The 19,518-nt window shown below is 42.3% G+C and carries 14 protein-coding genes; 3 read left to right on the forward strand and 11 right to left on the reverse strand.

Features of this window, described 5'->3' with window-relative positions; all coding sequences use genetic code 11:
* Positions 1-186 precede the first annotated feature (186 nt).
* Positions 187-1,920 carry a glycoside hydrolase family 15 protein gene (locus R2Q80_RS15780; protein ID WP_316800524.1) on the forward strand — a complete coding sequence of 578 codons (1,734 nt, stop codon included), beginning with the start codon at positions 187-189 and terminating at the stop codon, positions 1,918-1,920.
* 79 nt (positions 1,921-1,999) lie between these two features.
* On the opposite strand, the gene R2Q80_RS15785 is transcribed toward R2Q80_RS15780, so the two are convergent.
* The gene (locus tag R2Q80_RS15785) at positions 2,000-2,899 is read right to left on the reverse strand and encodes an SDR family oxidoreductase (protein ID WP_047800640.1); all 900 of its coding nucleotides are present in this window, start codon (positions 2,897-2,899) and stop codon (positions 2,000-2,002) included.
* Between the two features lie 256 nt (positions 2,900-3,155).
* Here R2Q80_RS15785 and R2Q80_RS15790 point away from each other — a divergent pair, with 256 nt between their 5' ends.
* Entirely contained in the window at positions 3,156-4,640 is a 1,485-nt protein-coding gene (locus tag R2Q80_RS15790) for an alpha-amylase (protein ID WP_316800525.1), read from the forward strand.
* Between the two features lie 117 nt (positions 4,641-4,757).
* Here R2Q80_RS15790 and R2Q80_RS15795 read toward each other — a convergent pair whose 3' ends face one another.
* The 3 genes from R2Q80_RS15795 to R2Q80_RS15805 all read right to left on the reverse strand — a co-directional run bounded on the left by R2Q80_RS15795 (position 4,758) and on the right by R2Q80_RS15805 (position 8,533).
* Positions 4,758-6,977 (reverse strand): peptidase domain-containing ABC transporter, encoded by a 2,220-nt coding sequence (locus tag R2Q80_RS15795; RefSeq protein ID WP_316800526.1) that lies wholly within the window; start codon positions 6,975-6,977, stop codon positions 4,758-4,760.
* The gene (locus R2Q80_RS15800; protein WP_316800527.1) at positions 6,974-8,179 is read right to left on the reverse strand and encodes an HlyD family secretion protein; all 1,206 of its coding nucleotides are present in this window, start codon (positions 8,177-8,179) and stop codon (positions 6,974-6,976) included. The genes R2Q80_RS15795 and R2Q80_RS15800 overlap by 4 nt, the downstream gene beginning before the upstream one ends.
* A 120-nt stretch (positions 8,180-8,299) precedes the next feature.
* Positions 8,300-8,533 (reverse strand): hypothetical protein, encoded by a 234-nt coding sequence (locus R2Q80_RS15805; protein ID WP_316800528.1) that lies wholly within the window; start codon positions 8,531-8,533, stop codon positions 8,300-8,302.
* 337 nt (positions 8,534-8,870) lie between these two features.
* Between R2Q80_RS15805 and R2Q80_RS15810 the strand changes: the two genes are divergently transcribed.
* The gene (locus R2Q80_RS15810) at positions 8,871-9,473 is read left to right on the forward strand and encodes a Crp/Fnr family transcriptional regulator (RefSeq protein WP_316800529.1); all 603 of its coding nucleotides are present in this window, start codon (positions 8,871-8,873) and stop codon (positions 9,471-9,473) included.
* Here the strand turns inward: R2Q80_RS15810 and R2Q80_RS15815 are convergent.
* From R2Q80_RS15815 to R2Q80_RS15845, 7 genes are all read right to left on the reverse strand, one after another.
* Complete coding sequence (locus R2Q80_RS15815; protein ID WP_316800530.1) at positions 9,451-10,824, reverse strand: PAS domain-containing protein; 1,374 nt, start codon at positions 10,822-10,824, stop codon at positions 9,451-9,453. The genes R2Q80_RS15810 and R2Q80_RS15815 overlap by 23 nt on opposite strands.
* A 148-nt stretch (positions 10,825-10,972) precedes the next feature.
* The gene (locus R2Q80_RS15820) at positions 10,973-12,034 is read right to left on the reverse strand and encodes a phytase (protein WP_316800531.1); all 1,062 of its coding nucleotides are present in this window, start codon (positions 12,032-12,034) and stop codon (positions 10,973-10,975) included.
* A gap of 1 nt (position 12,035) precedes the next feature.
* Positions 12,036-13,298: a right-handed parallel beta-helix repeat-containing protein gene (locus tag R2Q80_RS15825; RefSeq protein ID WP_316800532.1), complete on the reverse strand. Its 1,263-nt coding sequence runs from the start codon at positions 13,296-13,298 to the stop codon at positions 12,036-12,038.
* Positions 13,299-13,319: 21 nt separating this feature from the next.
* On the reverse strand, positions 13,320-15,458 hold the full coding sequence (locus tag R2Q80_RS15830; RefSeq protein ID WP_316800533.1) for a TonB-dependent receptor domain-containing protein: 2,139 nt from the start codon (positions 15,456-15,458) through the stop codon (positions 13,320-13,322).
* On the reverse strand, positions 15,437-16,096 hold the full coding sequence (locus R2Q80_RS15835) for a carboxypeptidase-like regulatory domain-containing protein (protein ID WP_316800534.1): 660 nt from the start codon (positions 16,094-16,096) through the stop codon (positions 15,437-15,439). The genes R2Q80_RS15830 and R2Q80_RS15835 overlap by 22 nt, the downstream gene beginning before the upstream one ends.
* A 264-nt stretch (positions 16,097-16,360) precedes the next feature.
* The gene (locus R2Q80_RS15840) at positions 16,361-17,956 is read right to left on the reverse strand and encodes a tetratricopeptide repeat protein (protein WP_316800535.1); all 1,596 of its coding nucleotides are present in this window, start codon (positions 17,954-17,956) and stop codon (positions 16,361-16,363) included.
* Between the two features lie 109 nt (positions 17,957-18,065).
* On the reverse strand, positions 18,066-19,421 hold the full coding sequence (locus R2Q80_RS15845; protein WP_316800536.1) for an ectonucleotide pyrophosphatase/phosphodiesterase: 1,356 nt from the start codon (positions 19,419-19,421) through the stop codon (positions 18,066-18,068).
* Between the last annotated feature and the right edge of the window lie 97 nt (positions 19,422-19,518).

Genomic DNA, 19,518 nt, shown 5'->3' on the forward strand with positions numbered 1-19,518 from the left:
ACCCTCTGTCACGGAGATAAGTTTTGTTTATTTTATATATCTTTCTCTGATAATCTGTCTCTCTTAATAACTGATCTCGGCAAATAAGCTGTGCTCAAACACTTTAGAGACAAAGGGTTTAATGTCTTCAAATCACTCGAGAACAAACGGCCTTCAGGCTTGTTCAGATAAGATAGCCGTTAAAAAATGTTAAAACAACACGTAATAAAAGATCTGGCAGTCATCAGCGACAGACGAAGCTGTGCCCTGATGGATAAAGAGGGTACTATCTGCTGGTATTGCCCAAACCGCTTCGATGCCGAAGCAGTAATGTCTTCACTACTTGACCTCGAAAAAGGAGGCTACTGGACGATTAATGCGGAGGGTAAAAATTTTCTGCAGAGGCAGTATCAGGACCGGAGTAGTGTACTCAAAACGCACTATGCAATTAATGGAAAGGGCTTTACGCTGACCGATTTCATGCCGTTGAATACTAAAGTTAGCGGAATATGCAGGAGTTTCTCAAAAGCACCTTGTGATGTGGAAAGCAATCTTAGAATAGCACCCAATTATGGCAGCAAAAAAGCTGCATACCAAAAGATTAGGCATAATGTAATCCGTATTTCCGACATCGGGCTTTATTTACATTGCAGTCACCCGCTAAATATCCAGGATGATATGATTTCCTTTATAATCCCCAGGGGGGAAAGCGGATGGGCATATCTTGGCAGCGCTGAAATTTTTGCGGGTGAAGAGCTGCCAGCTTATCTGGAAGATACGTTAAAACACTGGGAAGAGGTCGAAGCACTGGTCAACTATCACGGCCCTTATGAAAACGAGGTGCGTTATTCGCTTCGTGCTTTACAGCAAATGGTTTACGAACCTACAGGTGGCATAATTGCTGCAGCTACTACTTCGCTTCCGGAGGTGATTGGTGGGGCCCGGAATTACGATTACCGTTACGTATGGATGCGGGATGCTGCATTAATTACCTCATCGCTTACGCAGATTATCACTACAGGAGAGCTTGAAGAGAAGTTCATTAATTTCATATCGGGAGCAATGGAAAAAAATGAGGAGGATCACATCTCCTGCTTTTACAGTATTGATCAGCAAAAGCTTACCGCTGAAACCATCATATTGCCACTGAAAGGGTATTTCGATAGTCAGCCGGTACAAATTGGCAATAGTGCAGCCACACAATACCAGCTGGATGCGGAGGCCAACGTATTGATTGCCTGTGGACTGATTTACAAAAAATTTAATCAGGTGACGCATTGGGACACTGTAAGCAAAATTGCTGACTTTATCTGCAAAAACTGGCAGCGGAAAGATAATGGTATATGGGAAGAGGAACAGGTACAACATTATACCTCAAGTAAGGCCTTTGCCGCACGCGGACTTGAACTGATTGCACCCTACCAAACCGATCCGGTTAAAGCTGCCGAATGGCTCCGTAATGCAGCTTTGATCCGCACCTTTATAGAAGAACACTGCAAAACAGCAGACGGAGCATATGCCGTACATGCCGGGTCAGAAGATGTTGACGTTACAGCCGCCTTATTTGCGCCTTTTGGAATCTATGAGGCAAAAAGTGTCGCTATGGTGGCCACTATCACACGTATAGAACGTGATTACTGTGAGCGCAACCTTTATCGCCGCCACCTTCTGGAATTCGATTCATCAAAGGAAGGTGCTTTTCTGGCGGGCAGTTGCTGGATAGCACACCATTATGCTTTGGCAGGAAATCTGGAAAAGTCAAAGCAGATTTTAGATGCCGTACTTGGTTTCAGCAATGACCTGGGCTTCTTTGCGGAAGAAGCTGATTTGAACACTACACAACTCCTGGGCAATTTTCCGCAGACCTTTGTGCATTCGTCTTTCATTTGCGCGGCAAATGGCTATAAACAAGCATTAAGCGGTTTTAAAAGTATGGTATAAATGATTTCAGACTACCCATCAGTTTACCCGTAAATAAAAAACGCCCCTTCAAATGAAGGGGCGTTTTTATAGCTGGCGACTATGGATGTCCGCTACCTCCGGCCGAACCATAAATCTGTCCGGTGGCATAACTGGCATTGCTGTCGGCCAGCTGCACATATATAGACGCGAGCTCGGCGGGCTGCCCCGGGCGACCAAGCGGCGTTTGTGCACCAAACTTCTCTATGGCATCCTGAGGTTGTCCGCCACTGGTTTGCAGAGGTGTCCACACTGGCCCTGGGGCTACCCCATTCACTCTGATACCTTTAGGTCCGAGCTGTTTAGCCAGCGACTTCACGAAAGCCACATTTGCCGCCTTGGTTTGGGCGTAATCAAATAAATTTTCAGACGGATCATAAGCCTGTACTGAGCTGGTTGCAATGATTACCGCACCTTCAGGTAGTAAAGGCAAGGCAGCTTTGGTAATCCAGAACGGTGCATAGACATTGGTTTTTAATGTCGTATCAAAATCTTCAGTAGTGATATCCAGCAGGGATTCAACCGCCTGCTGATGGCCGGCATTATTGACCAGAATGTCAATACCGCCAAGTTTTTCGGCCGCCTGTTCTACCAGCAATGTACAAAATGATTCGATGGTAATGTCGCCGGGAATGCCATATCCTTTTCTTCCTGCAGCCTCAATTAAGGCCAGCACTTCGTCGGCGTCTGATTGTTCCTGGGGCAGATAGTTGATTACCACGTCTGCACCTTCCCTTGCATAAGCTATTGCTGCGGCTCTTCCTATTCCGGAGTCCCCTCCGGTTATTAATGCTTTTCTTCCGAGTAAACGGCCTGAACCGACATAACTCTGCTCCCCATGGTCGGGGATTGGTTCCATTTTAGAAGCCAGTCCGGGCACATTCTGAGGCTGACGTGGAAAAGGGGGAACGGGATACTTCTTGTTTGGATTTTCTAATGTTTTTCGCTGTTGTTCAATCATAGGTATAAAATTATGGCCACAAAGGTCGGCTACTGATCACCTGGCCGTGGTGATCAATCCGTACATCAGGGTTAAATTACCCCATATGATTTTAACAGCACTAAACGCTGATTTGTTCAGAAAATCTGACACCTTTACGTTTTTAACAATTTTTACGGCAAAAAAGTACCACTATCGTTGTTCATCTTTGAAACGCGAAAACTATTTCTGGCTGTTGTGGTTGTATGGTCTGTTAAACATGGCTTAAAACACAATAATGGAAAACTTTACTATGCTTCAATATTTTCAATGGTATTACCCCGCAGACGGGAGCCTTTGGAAGAAAATGGAACGGGAGGCTGAAGAACTTAAGACTTTTGGAATCGATACACTTTGGTTACCTCCAGCACACAAAGGTATGGATGGCGGCGTATCAACCGGTTATGATGTGTATGATCATTACGACCTTGGTGAGTTTGACCAGAAAGGGAGTGTAGCGACGAAATACGGCACCAGGGAAGAATTGCTGCGCGCAGTAAAAGCCGGACAAGCTGCAGGCTTGCAGGTTTATATGGATATTGTACTGAACCACCTCGGCGGTGGTGATGAAACCGAAACCATCACGGTAAGAAAGGTGAACCCGGAAAACCGTAACGAATTTACCTCCGAACCCTTTGAGATAGAAGCTTACACAAAATTTACTTTCCCTGGGCGCCAGGGAAAATATTCACCTTTTCAGTGGGATTTTCAGTGCTTTACCGGTGTTGATTACGACGAAAAAACTGGAGAATCAGCAATATACAGCATACAGAATCAGTATGGTGAAGGCTGGCAGGATGTTCTGGATACGGAAAACGGAAATTACGATTACCTGATGCTATCGGATATAGACTTCAGGAACCCCAGTGTAGTGGAAGAGCTTAAACGTTGGGGAGAGTGGTTTCATGAAACAGTGGGTTTCGATGGCTTCAGGCTTGATGCGATCAAACATATGCCTGCAACCTTCTACAACGAATGGCTTGATCATATGAGATCAGTTACCAGAAAGGAACTCTTTACCGTTGGTGAATACTGGTCGCCGGGAAAACTTGACGATATGTTGCGTTATATTGACGCTACAGAAGGACGGATGTCTTTGTTTGATGCGTGCCTTCAGGCTAACTTTTCAAATGCTTCCAAGCAGGGAAATGAATTTGACCTTGCAACAATCTTTTCAGGGACGCTGGTTGAGGCCAGACCTGAACTTGCGGTTACACTCGTAGAAAATCACGACACACAACCTTTACAATCCCTGGAGCAGACGGTCGACCTATGGTTTCGTCCTCTGGCCTACGCCATGATCCTATTGAGGGCTACAGGATATCCATGCATTTTTTATCCTGATCTTTATGGGGCAAAATACAGTGATGAGGGGAATGATGGTGAAAAACATGAAGTAACGCTGGAAGCGATTCCACAAATTCAAACGCTCCTGGGGCTTAGAAAAAACAATGTTTATGGCACACAACGTGATTATTTCGACCATCCTAATTGTATTGGCTGGACTGTAGATGGTGATGCTGACAGACCGGGTTCAGGTATTGCGGTGATCATCTCCAACGGTGATGCCGGATTTAAAGATATGGAAATGGGAAAAGAATTCGCAGGGCGGGTATTTCGTGACAGGCTAGGTAATATAGAACAGGAAGTGGTCATCAATGAGGATGGCTGGGGAACATTCCACTGCAATGGTGGAGGGGTTTCGGCCTATACGGCGGATTAGCGCAGACCTTAAAAAATAAAGCGGTTGCAGCCAATGATTTATAGGTTTGCAACCGCTTTCGGTTTTACCCGCATTTTAGCACGGGATAAACATTAACAAGCCATAACAGCTTGACTACTAAGCCTGTTCCAGCAGTGGAAATTGCTTTTTCCACATTTCCATATATGCACCTTTCTTTTTAAGCAGTGCCTGATGAGTACCTTCCTCAAGAAGTTCACCGCGCTTAAGTACTGCAATTTTATCGGCATTCACCACCGTACTTAACCGATGGGCAATCAAGATAATGGTTTTGCCCGCTTCGCGAAGTAGCGCCACAGCGTGATGAATGTATTCTTCGGAAGTCGAATCTAGAGAGGATGTTGCTTCATCCAGGATTAATATTTCAGGTTCCCTGTACAATGCCCTGGCAATAGCCAAGCGCTGACGTTGTCCACCAGAAAGATTTGTGGCATTTTCTCCCAGATATGTTTCAAACCCCTGCGGCAGATGTTCAATGAAATCGAGAATATGCAGCTGTCCGCAGATGCGGATAATTTTTTTCATATCAGGCTCCATATCGCCGATGGCAATGTTTTCGATTACATTTCCGGCAAAAAGGTGTACGTCTTGCGGCACTACTGCCACCAGTTTCCTAAGGCTAACGTTAGTGAGGTAATTGATATCATATTCCCCAATCATGATGTGACCCGATTGCAATGGATAGATATTTTGCAGTAGCGAAAGCAGCGTGGTTTTTCCGGAGCCACTTTCTCCAACAACGGCTGTGATTTTACCTTTAGGAACCTTTAAACTGAAATCTTCAAATACAGTAACGCGCGTACCATATCTGAAATTTACATTCCTGAATTCAATGTCGCCAATCATATCAGGGGTGAGCTCCGTACGGTTCTCAGTTTTTTCTCTCTCCAGATCCATGATTTCAAAGAGGCGGTCGGCGGCAATCCGGGCATCCTGGAATACTTTATTCATGCCGATAAGGCCAATTACAGGGCCTGTAAAATAGCCAATAATGGCGTAAAATGAAAGGAGTTCACCTGGGGTAATCAAATTTTGCAGCACAAAGCTGGCACCTGCCCACAACAAAATGACAGCAAAAATACTGGATACAAAACTACTGGCATTGCCCACCAGCAATGAGTTGGTCCCTGAAGTGTAAACGGTTTTCAGCAACTCAATAAAACGGATCTCTGTTTTGAGATTAGCAAAGTTTTCCAGCCCGAATCTTTTGATGGTACTCACTGAGTTTACTGATTCTACCAGCTGATTTTCCAGATCTGCGCTCTTCTCCATCAGTTTGCGCTGTGTACTACGGTTTAACCTGTTCGATACATAATATATGATGGCATACAGTGGGATCACAGTAAGCATAATCAGGGCGAGTTTCCAGTAGTAAGTAAACATCAGCGCAAAAGAAAAAATAAGGATAAATACATTTACCGCAAATCCAATCAGCACATCGTTGATGAAGGCCCTGATTTTAACAGCGTCATTCATCCTGGAAATAATCTCCCCCACCCTCATGGTGTCGAAAAACTGCTGGGGCAGATTGAGCAGATGTTTGTAGTAACCTAATATCAGCCGGGCATCTATTTGCTGACCGGTTTTTATGGTCAGTAGTGTTTTGGCATAATTGATAAAAATCTGCAGTAAAATGATGATGATCATCACTGTTCCCATGAGATTAAGCAAATTGGTATTTCCTTCAGGCAATACATTATCTACAATTTTTTGAAGAAAAATTGAAGTTGATAAACCCAGAATAGTATAAAATATTGCACCAATAAGTACCTGAATCAGCACAGAGCGGTGGGGCATCAGGAGGTATAAAAATCTTTTTTCGAGCGAGATTCGTTCCGTCCCGGCAGTAAAATCATCACCGGGCAATAACATCACCAATACCCCGCTCCACTGACGGCGAAAGTCGTCGTGGGATATCCGCAGCATCTCACCGAAAGCAGGATCCATTATCTCGATATAATCTGAATGGATGCCATAAATAACTACATAATGATGAATGTTATTCTGCACCACATGCGCAATTACGGGAAGGGGAATGCTGAACAGATTGTCATAGCCGGCCTTCACCCCCTTTGCAGAAAAACCCAGCCGGGAGGCAGCTTCAATCAAGCCCAGCACATTTGTTCCTTTTTTATCGGTAGAGGCATACTGCCTGATCCGGGCAATAGGAAGATCAAGTCCGTAATGAATACTGATGGAAGCCAGGCATGCGGCACCACAATCGGTTACATCATGTTGTTTCACTAACGTTCTTGCAGGCTTTTTGCCAGATGATAGTCTTCCAAATAATCGGCTAAACAAGTTGCGCTTCTTTGTCATAATTTGCTGATGGTAGTTTCCTGAGCTCCGGGTATTACATTCGGGTTGAGCCAATCGTCGGCTTTATCATATAATAATTGAAACAATGTTCTGCGGGTAACAAAAAATCTGGCTTGTAAAGTCATTCCTTTTTTGATTTTACCCACATAGCCATTTTTAAGATGGAGGCTGTTTTTATCGAGCAGGCAGCGAACCTTAAAAAAGGGTTGTGTACCACTTTGCATAAAGATGTCACTGGATATGGATACAATCTTTCCGGTGGCCATTCCCCATTCATTATAATTATAGGCATCGATCTGAAAGCGGGCTTTTGTACCGATTTTAAGGAGACCAATATCTTTTGGTGCCACATAGGTTTCGGCAATAAGACCTGAGTCTGGTGATATTTCTCCGAGGATTTCATTGGCAGAAATGGAGCTACCCGGCTGTATCCCTTTCAATTCCTGCACAGTACCTGTTAACGGTGCCTTTATGGTGTAGTATTCCTTTTCCTCATTATATTGTTTATCCTTAGTATCAAGCTGTTGGTTCTGGATATTCAACTGGTTTAATTCTGTTTGCCATTTACTTCCCTGATCCTCACCGATGAGCGACAATTCATTAAAAACATTGTCCTTTTTCAACTTTACCTCATCATATTCAAGTGCAGATACCGCCCTTTTTTTATAAAGATAAGCGTATCGCTCATAGTTTTTCAGCGCAAGCTGATAACGTGCCTTTGCTTCGGTTACCCTTTGCATAAAAAAACTATATTGTTGTCCGTAAACTCCTGATTTTAACGGCAGTTTTTTTGACCAGTCATTTCTGCGGTAGGCATTAATCAGTAAACCAAGGTCATGAAGCTGATCTGCGACATCCGTTTGCTGAAATTGATTGAGGGCATCCTGACTTTCAATATTCTCTTTTCTGATGGTAAGCAACACCTGCCCTGCTTTGACATGCATATTCTCTTTAATGTAAAGTGAGTCGATGCGCCCGGAAATCAGAGGTTTAATCTCATTGCGTTCTGCTGTTGGCCTGAACAATCCTGCACTCTTAACGTTTACATCTACCCTGATGAGGAACATGGCTACTAATGCGACTACTAACACCACCAGCAATACCTGATAAATGATTTTAGTGGCTGAGTGATGCGAATGGAAATGATATTCGGCCGTATTCTCGATAACTTCTTTCGGAAAAATGTATTTGTCGCTGTCCATATCTTAAAATATATACGCAAACAGACTTTTTTGGTTTTTGAAAAACCAAAAAGGACTGTTTTAAACTAAAAAGTCCCGCATTCGCGGGACTTTTTAATAATCGGAATTTTTAAATTCAAATTAGCTGGTTAAGCTTTGAAATAAACCTTCTAAGCTTCCACCGATGTTATTTCCTAAAGAGAACGAGGTTTTACTCGATTCATCTCCATCAGTAGTTTCATTTGAGAATGATAATAAATTACCAATTCCCAGTGAGCCACCTAATCCACCTGAATTTGATGAATCATTGCCACCTAATAAACCACCACCGTTGATTTCTTTCATTTCGTTTAAATTTAACTCTTGAAGTTTCATAACGTTCTAATTTTAATAATGCCTACTCTGTTTGAGGTTTTCGGCTACTCCTTTTATTTAATCACCACTTGCGCAGTGTTAATATAGAAACGAGGTTAGGGTCGATTAAGTTTTTTACTTTTGCCCTTTAAGGAGTACTCAAACGAATAAGTTAAACTTTTGAGTTGTGTCCTCAATTATACTAAGAAGCCTGCTAAACCGTTTAACGCGTGCGTACACGACTCAGCAGTATGATGGATTATCAATCAGAAAAGTTACCATATAAATACACTCATACGCACAACCTCAGGTTTTACCGGCATCATTTGTGCCGAGAATAATTAATCAAACCGCTGTCATGAACAAACAAACGCTAGACGAGAAAAGACAACTTATCAAATATTTTTCGGAATACTGCGACGTGCCCCTAGAAATGGAGAACCTGATTATAAAGGAAACCGCAATAAAGCATTTTAAGAAGCGTAAACACCTGATCGGCCCGTTGGATGACTTACCTGACATGTACTTTATTCTATCGGGGGCAGTGCGTGGCTTTGCGAAGGATGATGATGAAGAAGTAACTACCTGGTTAAGTACCGAAGGACGTATTGTAGGGTTAACATTGTATCCAAAACAGTTCAAAGAAAATAAACCGCAATTGATAGATGCCATTGAGGATACACGTACCATCCAGATTCCAAATGCCCTGATCAGAACGTTATTTGCCCTGTTTCCTGAGATGAGCATCATTGGCCGGAAACTACTTTGGCTACATTATCATGAAGCCGAAGAGCGCAATTTTTTAATCAGACTGGCTAAGGGAGAAAAAAGGCTTAAACGCCTGCTGGAAATCCAGCCTCATTTCTATTACCGGATACCGATCAAGCACCTGGCATCATACCTTGGTATGCGGACAGAAACTTTTAGCAGACTGAGGGCTAACTTAATGGCGGGTGAATAATTTTATTAAGCCCGATGATATGTGAAGCCCTGCCGTGAATATCATATCTTGGCTTGCCATAAGCCCGAATCCAATGCGTTGATCCGTCAGCCCATCTCACTTCATATTCAGCCTGATAAACGGTATCATTTTCTATTGCTTCCTGTACTGCCTGCTTGATTTTTTGTCTGTATTTGGGAAGCATGGCATCAAAAAGGTCTGAATAGTGAAATTCATCATCTGCAGCATAACCGTAATTATTTTTAAACTGTACGTTGGATATCATTTTCCCAGTCGAAAATTCCACAATAGTATATCCCATGCCTCCGGCATCGATGGCGCTGGTTAAAACAATATTCGCTTCTTCTACCATTTGCTTTGCAATAACCTGTTCAGTCACATCTGCCAGGATAAAGATCACGTTAGTGGTTTTATCTGTAAGGGCGTCGAGCGGTTGAAGCGAAACGTTTACATAAATGGTTTTCATGCGGTTTCCATCCCACACCTGCAGCTTAACTTCAGTATCCTGACTACCCTTCCCTGATTCATATACCAGGTCAATCATTTTCAGAAAAGTCTGACCTTCTACGTCCGGGATGAAGTCTACGAGCGGCTGCCCTGCAATGTCGGTATGGTCTGTCCAGATATTAACCAGGGCGGTATTAGCCCTTTGTATGATTTTAGCTGGAACTGAGCAAATTCCGATTGCAACAGGTGCCTGATCAAACAGGATTTCAAAATGTTCCTGTCTGTCTTCCAGCACTGAATTGGCCTGAGTAACCTGTTCCTGAAATTCGACAAGTTGATCGTTCTCAGCCACAATTTCATCTTTTGTGCTGAGCAGTTTAGCATGATCTTTTTTCAATTTTTGCTCATTCAGGGCGATGAGTCTAAGTTCTACCCTATCAAGCACTACTTTAGCAAGCCCTAGCAAGATCTGTTTCTTCTGCTCATCGAAATCTATAGTCTGATGATTAAGAACACATATTGCACCAATACGAAAACCATCAGCAGTAATCAGAGGAGCTCCTGCATAAAAACGAATTCCGAAGGGATTATCTTTAAAACGCGGAATACTGTGAATGTCTTCCACAATCGTTACCCCGTCATTCATCATGGCATTGGTGCAAATGCTCTCCGAGCGCAGTTCACCGGGATGCTGTCCCAAGCCAATATTTGCCTTGTAAAACACCTCTTCGGCACCAATAAATGATATCAGGCAAACCGGTAGATCAAAGATTTGACAAGCCAGCCTGGCCAGGTCGTCAAAAGCTTCTTCAGGCAATGTATTGAGAATTTTATATCGATAGAGCGCGTTCAATCTTGCAGCCTCATATGCTGCAGAAGTGCCTTTGTTTTGGTGTTGTTCCATTTGGGATGAACTATAGTCGAACAATATAACGTAAATTATACATAATGAGTTTTTATTTATCAAAAATTAACACTGACGGACACCTGATAACAAAAAAGCGTTACCGGTTTTGAACCAGTAACGCTTATCACACCAATACTTTTAAAAATTAAGGATTTACATCGAGTATTTTTCCGGCAATATCTTCCCACCGATAGAAATGAAAGGTTTTATCATCGCTCATTGCCACCAAAAGGCCATGTTTAAAATCTGAATTAAGTGGTACCGACACCACATCAATTCCATCTGTTTGGTTCGCCGAATATTTTATAGTCGCAATTAGCGGGTGTTTATCTCCTGTTCTGCCATACACTTTCAGCTGCTTTGCACCCTGGTCTGACACCAGCACATAACCTTTATTTCCGGCAGTCTTATAAATGGCAATCCCCTCATTATCGACCGCAAAATCACCTTCCCCAAATAAGGCCAGCTCTTCATTCCCTTTTGCCGGATCGGCGTAATATTTCCTTACGCCAAACTGCTCATCGCAATAGTATACATAACCGAGTTCATTATCAACAGCGATTGCTTCGATCTCTTTCTTACCACTATACTTTCCAAACTTCCTTACCAGATTGGCTCTCACAGCTCCCTTACCATTATCAGTCAGTTCGTATTGCCACAAATAGCTTCCTTCTTTTGGTCCTGTTTTGCGACCTACAATCGCATAAATCTTTCCCTGTGGATTGGTATACATGGAGATGCCCATTAAATCGCGGTATTCTACACCTGTTTCGCCTTCAAAAACGGGGATGCCGCCATTGTCGACAGGCTTCATATCCGGGAGTGAATAGATCCTGAGTTTATGGGTATAGCGCTCAGTTGTGATGGCAATATCGGTTTTTTTACCGCCGAGGTTTATACCATACGCGATATCTACATTGTCGGGTCTCTTCAATCCCCTGACAGTTTTAGTCGCGATAATCTTTCCCTTTAAGTCGAAAACATACAATCCGCCATTGGCATCTTTATCGGTACCGATTACCAGTGATTTTGCAGGATCGGATGGGTTGACCCAAATGGCCGGATCATCGGTATCAAAGTCTACAGGATCGGATATATACAAGGGTTTAACTGCGTTAGCATCCGTTTTTTGTGCCTGCCCATTACATGAAATTGTCAGGCCTAATATTGCAATCGCTGCAATGTTGATTATTCTATTGTGCTTCATTCTAATTCTTAATACCGTAAGCGCCCACATAAGTTGCTGGTGCTGGTGATGTATAGGTTATTCCGTTTTTCATTACAATACCGGCCTGATGATGACGCGTAAAAGTAGTAATTCCTTTTCCTAGTGCAGGCGAATTGCCTTGCAGGTGAAAATCCCAGCTGGTATTGAAGTCTGAATTGTTAACTGACGTGCTTACCGGATAATTAATAAACTTAGGATCATTTGCACCTGCAACGGTACTGATCACATCATTTTTGCCGCCTATTACATCGTTTGATCCAGGTTGAAACTGATTAACAGTAGTCTGATCAAAGCCATAATACCAGTTGTTGCCGTATGCCGACCGGCTGTCTTCGGGCTTTTTAGGATCGCGTTTGATACCGAAACGAGTATTGGCAAAAAGGTTATTGTACAATTCGGCACGTACCGTACTTTCTAACCATACTGATCCGCCTTTGGCAGTTGGCCTTCTCCAGCCCGTATTTACGAAGGTATTGTTATAGGCAATAATATAAGTTTGTGGTGTTTTGTCTCCTGTATTTGATAGTTTAAGCGCATTGGTATTTGTGCTGTAAACAAGATTATAGCCGATATCTGCCAAACATCCTGATTTAAAGTTCATGGCTTCACCACCGGTAACACCTGTTGTATAGAAGACATTATTGGCAAAAATAATTTTACCGCCTTCAATGTAGGTACAATCTTCCTGAAGGTTTCTGAATATGCTGTTTTGAACTACCAGTTTACCTTTTGCATTTGAGAACCAGAGTGCGGGAAGATTTTCGCCGGCAACTGCTTTGTATAATCCCATTTTTACCGATGTTGAAGCATCTGAAGTGGTTGAACCACCATATTCAATTATGGTATGATCAAGCACCAGTTCCTCACAGGTTGGCCCGGCCAGGATACCACCCCAAAGTTTTCCGAATTTCTTTTGGGCGGTTTTATATAAATCGCCAACGGTGAATTTAACCGGATTTTCTGCTGTACCTAAAGCATACAGGTTTCCTTTAACGATGATTTCAGGTTTTGCCAGTGTATCCATTAACACCGTTACCCCTTCTTCAATAGTCAGTGTTTTTCCTTCGGGGATAATAATGTCTCCTTTAATTACCTGGGTACTTCCTCTTGCCCAAACGCCCGAGACTTCGCCAATGGCGGCACCATCTACCGCAGCGGTATCTACATCGATATTCGCTTTTTCGCATCCGCTAAGTGCAAGCACAAAAAGGATGAGTAATGTAAAAAACTGATTCGTCTTCATGTTTTTCTTATTTATCATGTATTAATTAAACTTATATCTGAATCCCAGTAGGTAATTCTGTCCGTAATAATCGCTTCTTACCAAAGTGTGTCCATCTTTTACCAAATCTTCGGCAATTTTATTGTTCTCGGCATTGGTACCTTTGATGAAGAGTTTAGCTGGCGTATTTAGAATGTTGCTGGCTTTAATAAAAATACTGATTCCACCCTTAAATCGTTTTTCGGCTGAAGCATCCATTTGCACAAATCCTTCCTGCCATAAATCGTTATTTAAAAACTGCGAAACGGTATTGATCCTTGGTCCTGTATATGCGCCTGCCAGCTGTGCATCCCAACCCTTTTTAGCATCCTTGAATAAAAGGGATAAATTAGCTATATGTTCAGACTGGCCATAAAGCGGACGAGTCTGATCGACTGTTACGGCCTGAATATCGCCGGTAGCCGGGTTTATTATCCTTGTTGTTTTTGGTGTGGTTATTCTCGAGTGCGTATAGGTGTAATTAGCCTTCACACCTATTTTGCTGAAGTATTTAATATAATCTACTTCGGCACCATAGTTCTTTGCCGTGCCGAAATTCCCTGGAGTATAATAAATATCCTGTCCGCGTGTCGCATCAGCCTGAAAAGTGTATTCGATCGGATCTTTTATCTTTTTATAAAAAGCACCAACTAACAATTGTTCTGAAGCACCTGGAAAAAATTCGTAGCGTAAATCGTAATTATCGGCCAATGCCCGTTTAAGATTTGGATTGCCACGTTCCTGAAATTCTTCATTTACTACCTTTCCCGGTACGATTTCATAAAAACCCGGACGGTTCAGCGCTTTATAATAGGAAGCGTGTAACTGTGATTTCGGACTAAGAAAATACTTGGCAGTTAAACTGGGTAACACATCCGTGTAGACCTGCCCACCTTTGGGATAGCTCTCTCCGGCTGGAAAAAGCAGATTATAACCCTGATTGGTGTGCTCAACCCTTGCTCCTCCGGTTACTTCGATTTTCTTCGAAATATATTTAAACATACCATATCCTGCACCGATTTTCTCCGATGCATCGTAGGTTAATGAATTAGCTACCGCTCCGGTAGGATTGCTTACTACCAGGTTCAGATCGGTATAGTTCTGATAGTCTGTACCATAAACTTTACCTGCATCTGCTGCATTTGGTGCAAGGTTATAATTATTGAAGAAACTGCTACGTTGTTTATCGCGGTATAAACCACCTGCCATTACATCGATTTTATCATCACCAGCCTTAATGCTGTAGCTAAGATCAAGATATCCGGCAAGGTCCTCATCTGTATTGCGCTCCCATCTGCGGGTAACCGGATTGGTATTTACCAACGTTGTACGACGGCTCTGGAAATTTTGCTCCAAACCATTTAAACTGATACTGGTATTCTCGGGAACATCATTTTTAGCTGATGAATATACCGCCGACCATTGCACTTTAAACTGATCATTAAAAAATTTATGATCGCCATGTAAAGTACTGTTATAAATCTGCTGTTCAGTTAAGCGACTACGGGTGTTGTAAACCAATTCAGCATTTCCTGCTGTTGGATTATATACCCCGTTATAAGTAGTGGTTACCGCATCGCGGAGCTGCTCATTTTTTAAGTTTACATAGACATTGTATAAACTTAACTGATGGTTCTTGTTAAATATATAGTCTACCTTACCATGTAAGCCCAGCCGCTGCTGCTGTTCAGAAAACTCACGGTAGGTTTTACTGGTGATTACCGAATAGGCATCGGTTCCGTTAACAGCAGTATTGTAAAAATTACTGTTGCTACCACGATAGGTATTCTGATAACTGCCAGCGAGCACTACACCGAGTCTGTTATCCAGAAACCTTTGACTTAATGATAAACTGCCAATCAGGTTAGGTGCCGGATTTTTGTATTTATAATCCAGTGTTCCTTTGGTAAAGTCGTTTTGAGTAGCATTAAAAGTTTTACCATTGAGTTCGTAAGGCGATTTATAATTTATGCCTGATGAATTGAAACTGGCAAACTTACGGTCGAAAAATAACTGGCTGTATCCCGAAGAAAGGTTTGCATTCACCTGGAATTTGCCGGGTGCATTTTTCATGACCATATTGATTGCACCGCCTATGGCATCTCCTTCTAAATTTGGTGTTAAGGTTTTGTATACTTCCAAACGATCGAGTAAATCAGACGGAAAAAGATCAAGGGGACATAGCGGTACTTATTATCGGGACTCGGGATTTTTACACCGTTTACCAGCGTATAGTTATAGCGCTTGTCCATACCGCGTAGAATAGCATATTGCCCGTCGCCATTGCTGTTTCGTTCTATAGATACGCCGGAAACACGTTGCATAACATTGGCTACCGTTAAATCAGGTGAGATTTCTATAGCCCTTCCTGATACTATATTCATTACCTGTGTGGCGTTTTTCTCCAGCCTTCTGGCACCCTGATCGGTAGCACTTACTGCATTTGTTTTAATGGTTACATCATCCAGACTTTTCGAATCACTTTCTAAATAAAACTTCAGGTGATCGTTATCTTCTTTAAGTACCACAATACTTTTAGTGATGGTTTTGTAAGTGATGTAGCTTACACTGATTCTGGCGGGACCTGCCGCAACCCCTTTAAATTCAAACGTTCCATCCAAACCAGTATTGGTAATCCGCTTTGGATTTTCAAGCATAACAGTTGCACCCACGATGGCCTCGCCCGTTTGTTTATCGTAAACATGTCCTTTAATTTTTGTAGCACTGGCTGTGCCAGCACAAAATAAAAAGAGAAATAGCATTTGTAAAAGTTTGTTCATTGTGTTTAGTAATGTCATCTGTTTTTTATCGACAGCACAAAGGTGTTTACCTGCTGTGAAACGGAAAAATTTTTGGGGTTACATAAAGGCAACATCGTTACCGGCACCATATATCAAAAGGCAACAGCAAAATACAAACAACTCATTTACAACTATTTATTTAATCATAAATGCGCCGTTATGCTTTTATTACCGTTACATTAACAAATTGTTAAGCCATAAAATGAATAGAAAAATGGTACTATAATCAGGAGCTGTAACGCTTTAAAGGGCCTGTAAAAACGCTGTCAGATTATCACCTTGCTCAAGATTGAGTTTTTTCCGCAGCCTGTAACGGGAAACCCTGAGACTATCTGTTGAAATTCCCAGCAGTGTCGCAACATCTGATGAGTCCAGATTCATTTTCAAAAGTGTGATCAGGCGCATATCGGCAGAGGTAAGTTCATTACTGAACTTCTTCAGATTTTCGAGGAACTGATGGTGTACCTGTTCGAAAGCCAAAGTAAATTCCTTCCAGTTGCGTTCGTGATTAAAGCTCTGGTTAATTTCGGCAAGAATCTGGTTCATCTGCTTTTTCTGGTCCCGTTTATCATCCTTAACCATTGTCTGTAAGGTATTGCGCAGGTTTTCCAGAAACTGATTATGTTTGATCAGGTTAAGGGTATGGGTAGATAGTTCCCTGCTCTTTAATTCAAGTTGCTGCTTAAGCTGTTGCTCTTCCAACTGCAGGTTTTTGAGTTCGAGGCTGGTTAAATCATGTTCAATTTCTTTTTGCCGGGCAAGCATTTGCTGATCTCTTAACTTAAAACGTTGCCTGCTGAAAATTACGAAGCCTAAAACGACCAGCAGGATCAGTACAATTGTGGAGGACAGCGCGATGATTCTGTTCACTTTTTTATCGTTCTGAAGAGTGATTATTTCATCTGATTTCTTATTAATATCATATAACACCTGCAAAAAGGCTACCTGCCTTGCGCCATCTTCCGAATACAGATCTAATGTATGCTTGTAACCTAACTGTATGTAATGATAAGCACTGTCCATCTGATGCATCAATTCATAGGCTTTGCCGAGGTCTCTGCAACAGGAGGCCAGCTGATAACTATTACCCATTCTGGCAGCCAGGCGTAAAGCATTTTGTGTTTCATTAACGCTTTCCTTGTATCTGCCAGTTTTCCGCAGAATATCACCCAGGTTATTGATCACCTCGATACTTCCCAGATTGTTGTGATCTTGCTGGTATAATCCCAACGATTGCTTAAAATTAAGGTAAGCCAGATCATATTTTTCCAGATCCTCGTAAATGCTGCCTAGATTTTCGTAGATTTTGGCTGCTCCGCTTTTATCATTTATTTGTTTATTAATTTTTAATGCAAGGTTCTGATAGTAAAAAGCACTGTCATAGTGCTGACGTTTCTCGAAAAGTTGACCGATGTGCCCGAAAATAAGTGCTTCGCCTTTCTGGTTTTTCTCTTTCTGGTAAATATGGAGTGCCTGCTGATAATTCTTCATGGCTTTTTCGGGTTGTTTGATGTAGTAATACAGTACACCGATATCGCCCAGATTAGCAGCAAGCAGCAAAGTTTGATTGGTGGTGCTAAATATCTTTTCAGCCTTTAAATAAAACTCCAGTGATTGCCGGAAGTGACCCTGATTATAACACACCTTACCCATTTGCTGTAAGTACCGGCCTTCCTGGAGTAAATTGCCATCTTCTATGGCTTTGGCGTACATTTTTTTAAGTGTTGTGAGTGATTCGATCGCTTTGACGGAACCCACACCAAGGGCGGCTTCATCCTGTGCAAAACCAGCGAATGTGACAAGGAACAACGGCAGAAATGTAACGATATACTTTATCATTGATAATGGGAAATTTCGACAAAGAAAAGATCTTTAGGTTAAGTTAATGTTAACACAAAAAAGGCCGTCATCCGACAGCCCTTAATAAAACACATATCATAAATTAAATTTATTTCTTCGCTGGTGCCAGGAGGCCTGGATACAATACACCTTCGGTTTTTAAATTCAGGTTTAACAATTTTGCAATAAGTGGCGCGATGTCTTCCTGCCCCATCAGGGGAATAACCGTACCTGTTTTAATCCCTTTACCAAAAGCCACAAAACCGGTTTGTATTTCCTTAAAATCTGTAGGCAGGTATCCATGTGTACCTCCGCTTGCCGGAGCAAGCATTTCGCCAGTGGCGGCAGCGCCAAAACTGAAACCCTGGTTGGCAGCCAATGCTATAAACGCATTTGGATCACCCTGAGCTTTGGTTAGTGCTTCTTTATCCAGTACATGGAACATGTGCTGGATACCCTCGGGAAGTTCACTCAATCCCAGTTTTACTTTTTCAAGGCTTGCTTTATCTTTTGGGTCTTTAAGATGTAAGAATGATGAGCCACCGCTTTGCTGAAAATAGGCTTTCCAGTTTTCTTTGTTGGCATCATCATATAAACCCAGTTGGGCAAGCATTACATTTGGCTTAAACTGCGTATGGATGTCAACAAAACCATGATCGCCGGTGATGATAAAAGTAGTATTTTTGCTCATTCCTGCGGCTTCAACTGCATCGACAATGGTTTTTATCGCCACATCGGCACCTACAATTGCTGATCTTACCTTGTCGCCGTCGCGCCCCTGCTCATGTTCAAAATGATCGAGCAGTGCAATATGTAAGGCCAAAAAAGATGGCTTATACCTTTTAAGGATATACGCCGCCATTCTCGATTTATTCTGATCGCTGGTATAAAAGTCAATTGAAGCGCCGAATTCACCAAATTTACCAATAGCATTGTCTTCAATTTCTTTAAACAGTTCCTTTGGATTTGATTCCTGCGACATTGCTTTGATCTCATCCTTTTTTTCGCCCTTGTCTTTCGGAAGGATGACATATTCGGGCAGGTTATAATCGATAGGGGCGCCAACTGTTACCGGCCAGCTTACGCCCGCAGTTTTTAATCCGGCATCTTTTGCTGCTGTCCAGATGGTTGGCACTTTAATATCTTTGTAATACCAGAACCATTTGCCTGAAATCCCTAAAGGCTCAACGGGCGTATTGTAATAAATACCATGTTTAGCCGGAAGTACACCACTTACAATTGTGGTATGGGATGGGTAGGTAACGGTTGGAAAACTCCCCCTGACACCTTCAGCATATGAACCTTTTGCCATGCCCTGACGCACATTTACCATTCCCCATTGCGGGTCTAAATAAAACTCCGGGCGTAAACCGTCAATACTGATCAGTACAACATGCTGCTCCTGGGCAGATGCATATCCAAAAGAGAGATAAGCCAGGGCAAGGAAACAAAACTTCTTTATCATTAGTAATAATTTGTCGCGAAGTTATTCCTGTTATATGCCTTTTGTGTTTAGCGGGCATTAAGAAAATGTAAGGGGAGCATAACATATAGGTTACAAA

The sequence above is a fragment of the Pedobacter frigidisoli genome (assembly GCF_032678525.1).
GTDB lineage: Bacteria > Bacteroidota > Bacteroidia > Sphingobacteriales > Sphingobacteriaceae > Pedobacter > Pedobacter frigidisoli_A.

Bases quoted from the DNA above. Each gene is read 5' to 3' on its own strand.
- R2Q80_RS15780 (WP_316800524.1), top strand. From the start codon at position 187: ATGTTAAAACAACACGTAATAAAAGATCTGGCAGTCATCAGCGACAGA.
- R2Q80_RS15785 (WP_047800640.1), bottom strand. From the start codon at position 2,899: ATGATTGAACAACAGCGAAAAACATTAGAAAATCCAAACAAGAAGTAT.
- R2Q80_RS15790 (WP_316800525.1), top strand. From the start codon at position 3,156: ATGGAAAACTTTACTATGCTTCAATATTTTCAATGGTATTACCCCGCA.
- R2Q80_RS15795 (WP_316800526.1), bottom strand. From the start codon at position 6,977: ATGACAAAGAAGCGCAACTTGTTTAGCCGATTATTTGGAAGACTATCA.
- R2Q80_RS15800 (WP_316800527.1), bottom strand. From the start codon at position 8,179: ATGGACAGCGACAAATACATTTTTCCGAAAGAAGTTATCGAGAATACG.
- R2Q80_RS15805 (WP_316800528.1), bottom strand. From the start codon at position 8,533: ATGAAACTTCAAGAGTTAAATTTAAACGAAATGAAAGAAATCAACGGT.
- R2Q80_RS15810 (WP_316800529.1), top strand. From the start codon at position 8,871: ATGAACAAACAAACGCTAGACGAGAAAAGACAACTTATCAAATATTTT.
- R2Q80_RS15815 (WP_316800530.1), bottom strand. From the start codon at position 10,824: ATGGAACAACACCAAAACAAAGGCACTTCTGCAGCATATGAGGCTGCA.
- R2Q80_RS15820 (WP_316800531.1), bottom strand. From the start codon at position 12,034: ATGAAGCACAATAGAATAATCAACATTGCAGCGATTGCAATATTAGGC.
- R2Q80_RS15825 (WP_316800532.1), bottom strand. From the start codon at position 13,298: ATGAAGACGAATCAGTTTTTTACATTACTCATCCTTTTTGTGCTTGCA.
- R2Q80_RS15835 (WP_316800534.1), bottom strand. From the start codon at position 16,096: ATGAACAAACTTTTACAAATGCTATTTCTCTTTTTATTTTGTGCTGGC.
- R2Q80_RS15840 (WP_316800535.1), bottom strand. From the start codon at position 17,956: ATGATAAAGTATATCGTTACATTTCTGCCGTTGTTCCTTGTCACATTC.
- R2Q80_RS15845 (WP_316800536.1), bottom strand. From the start codon at position 19,421: ATGATAAAGAAGTTTTGTTTCCTTGCCCTGGCTTATCTCTCTTTTGGA.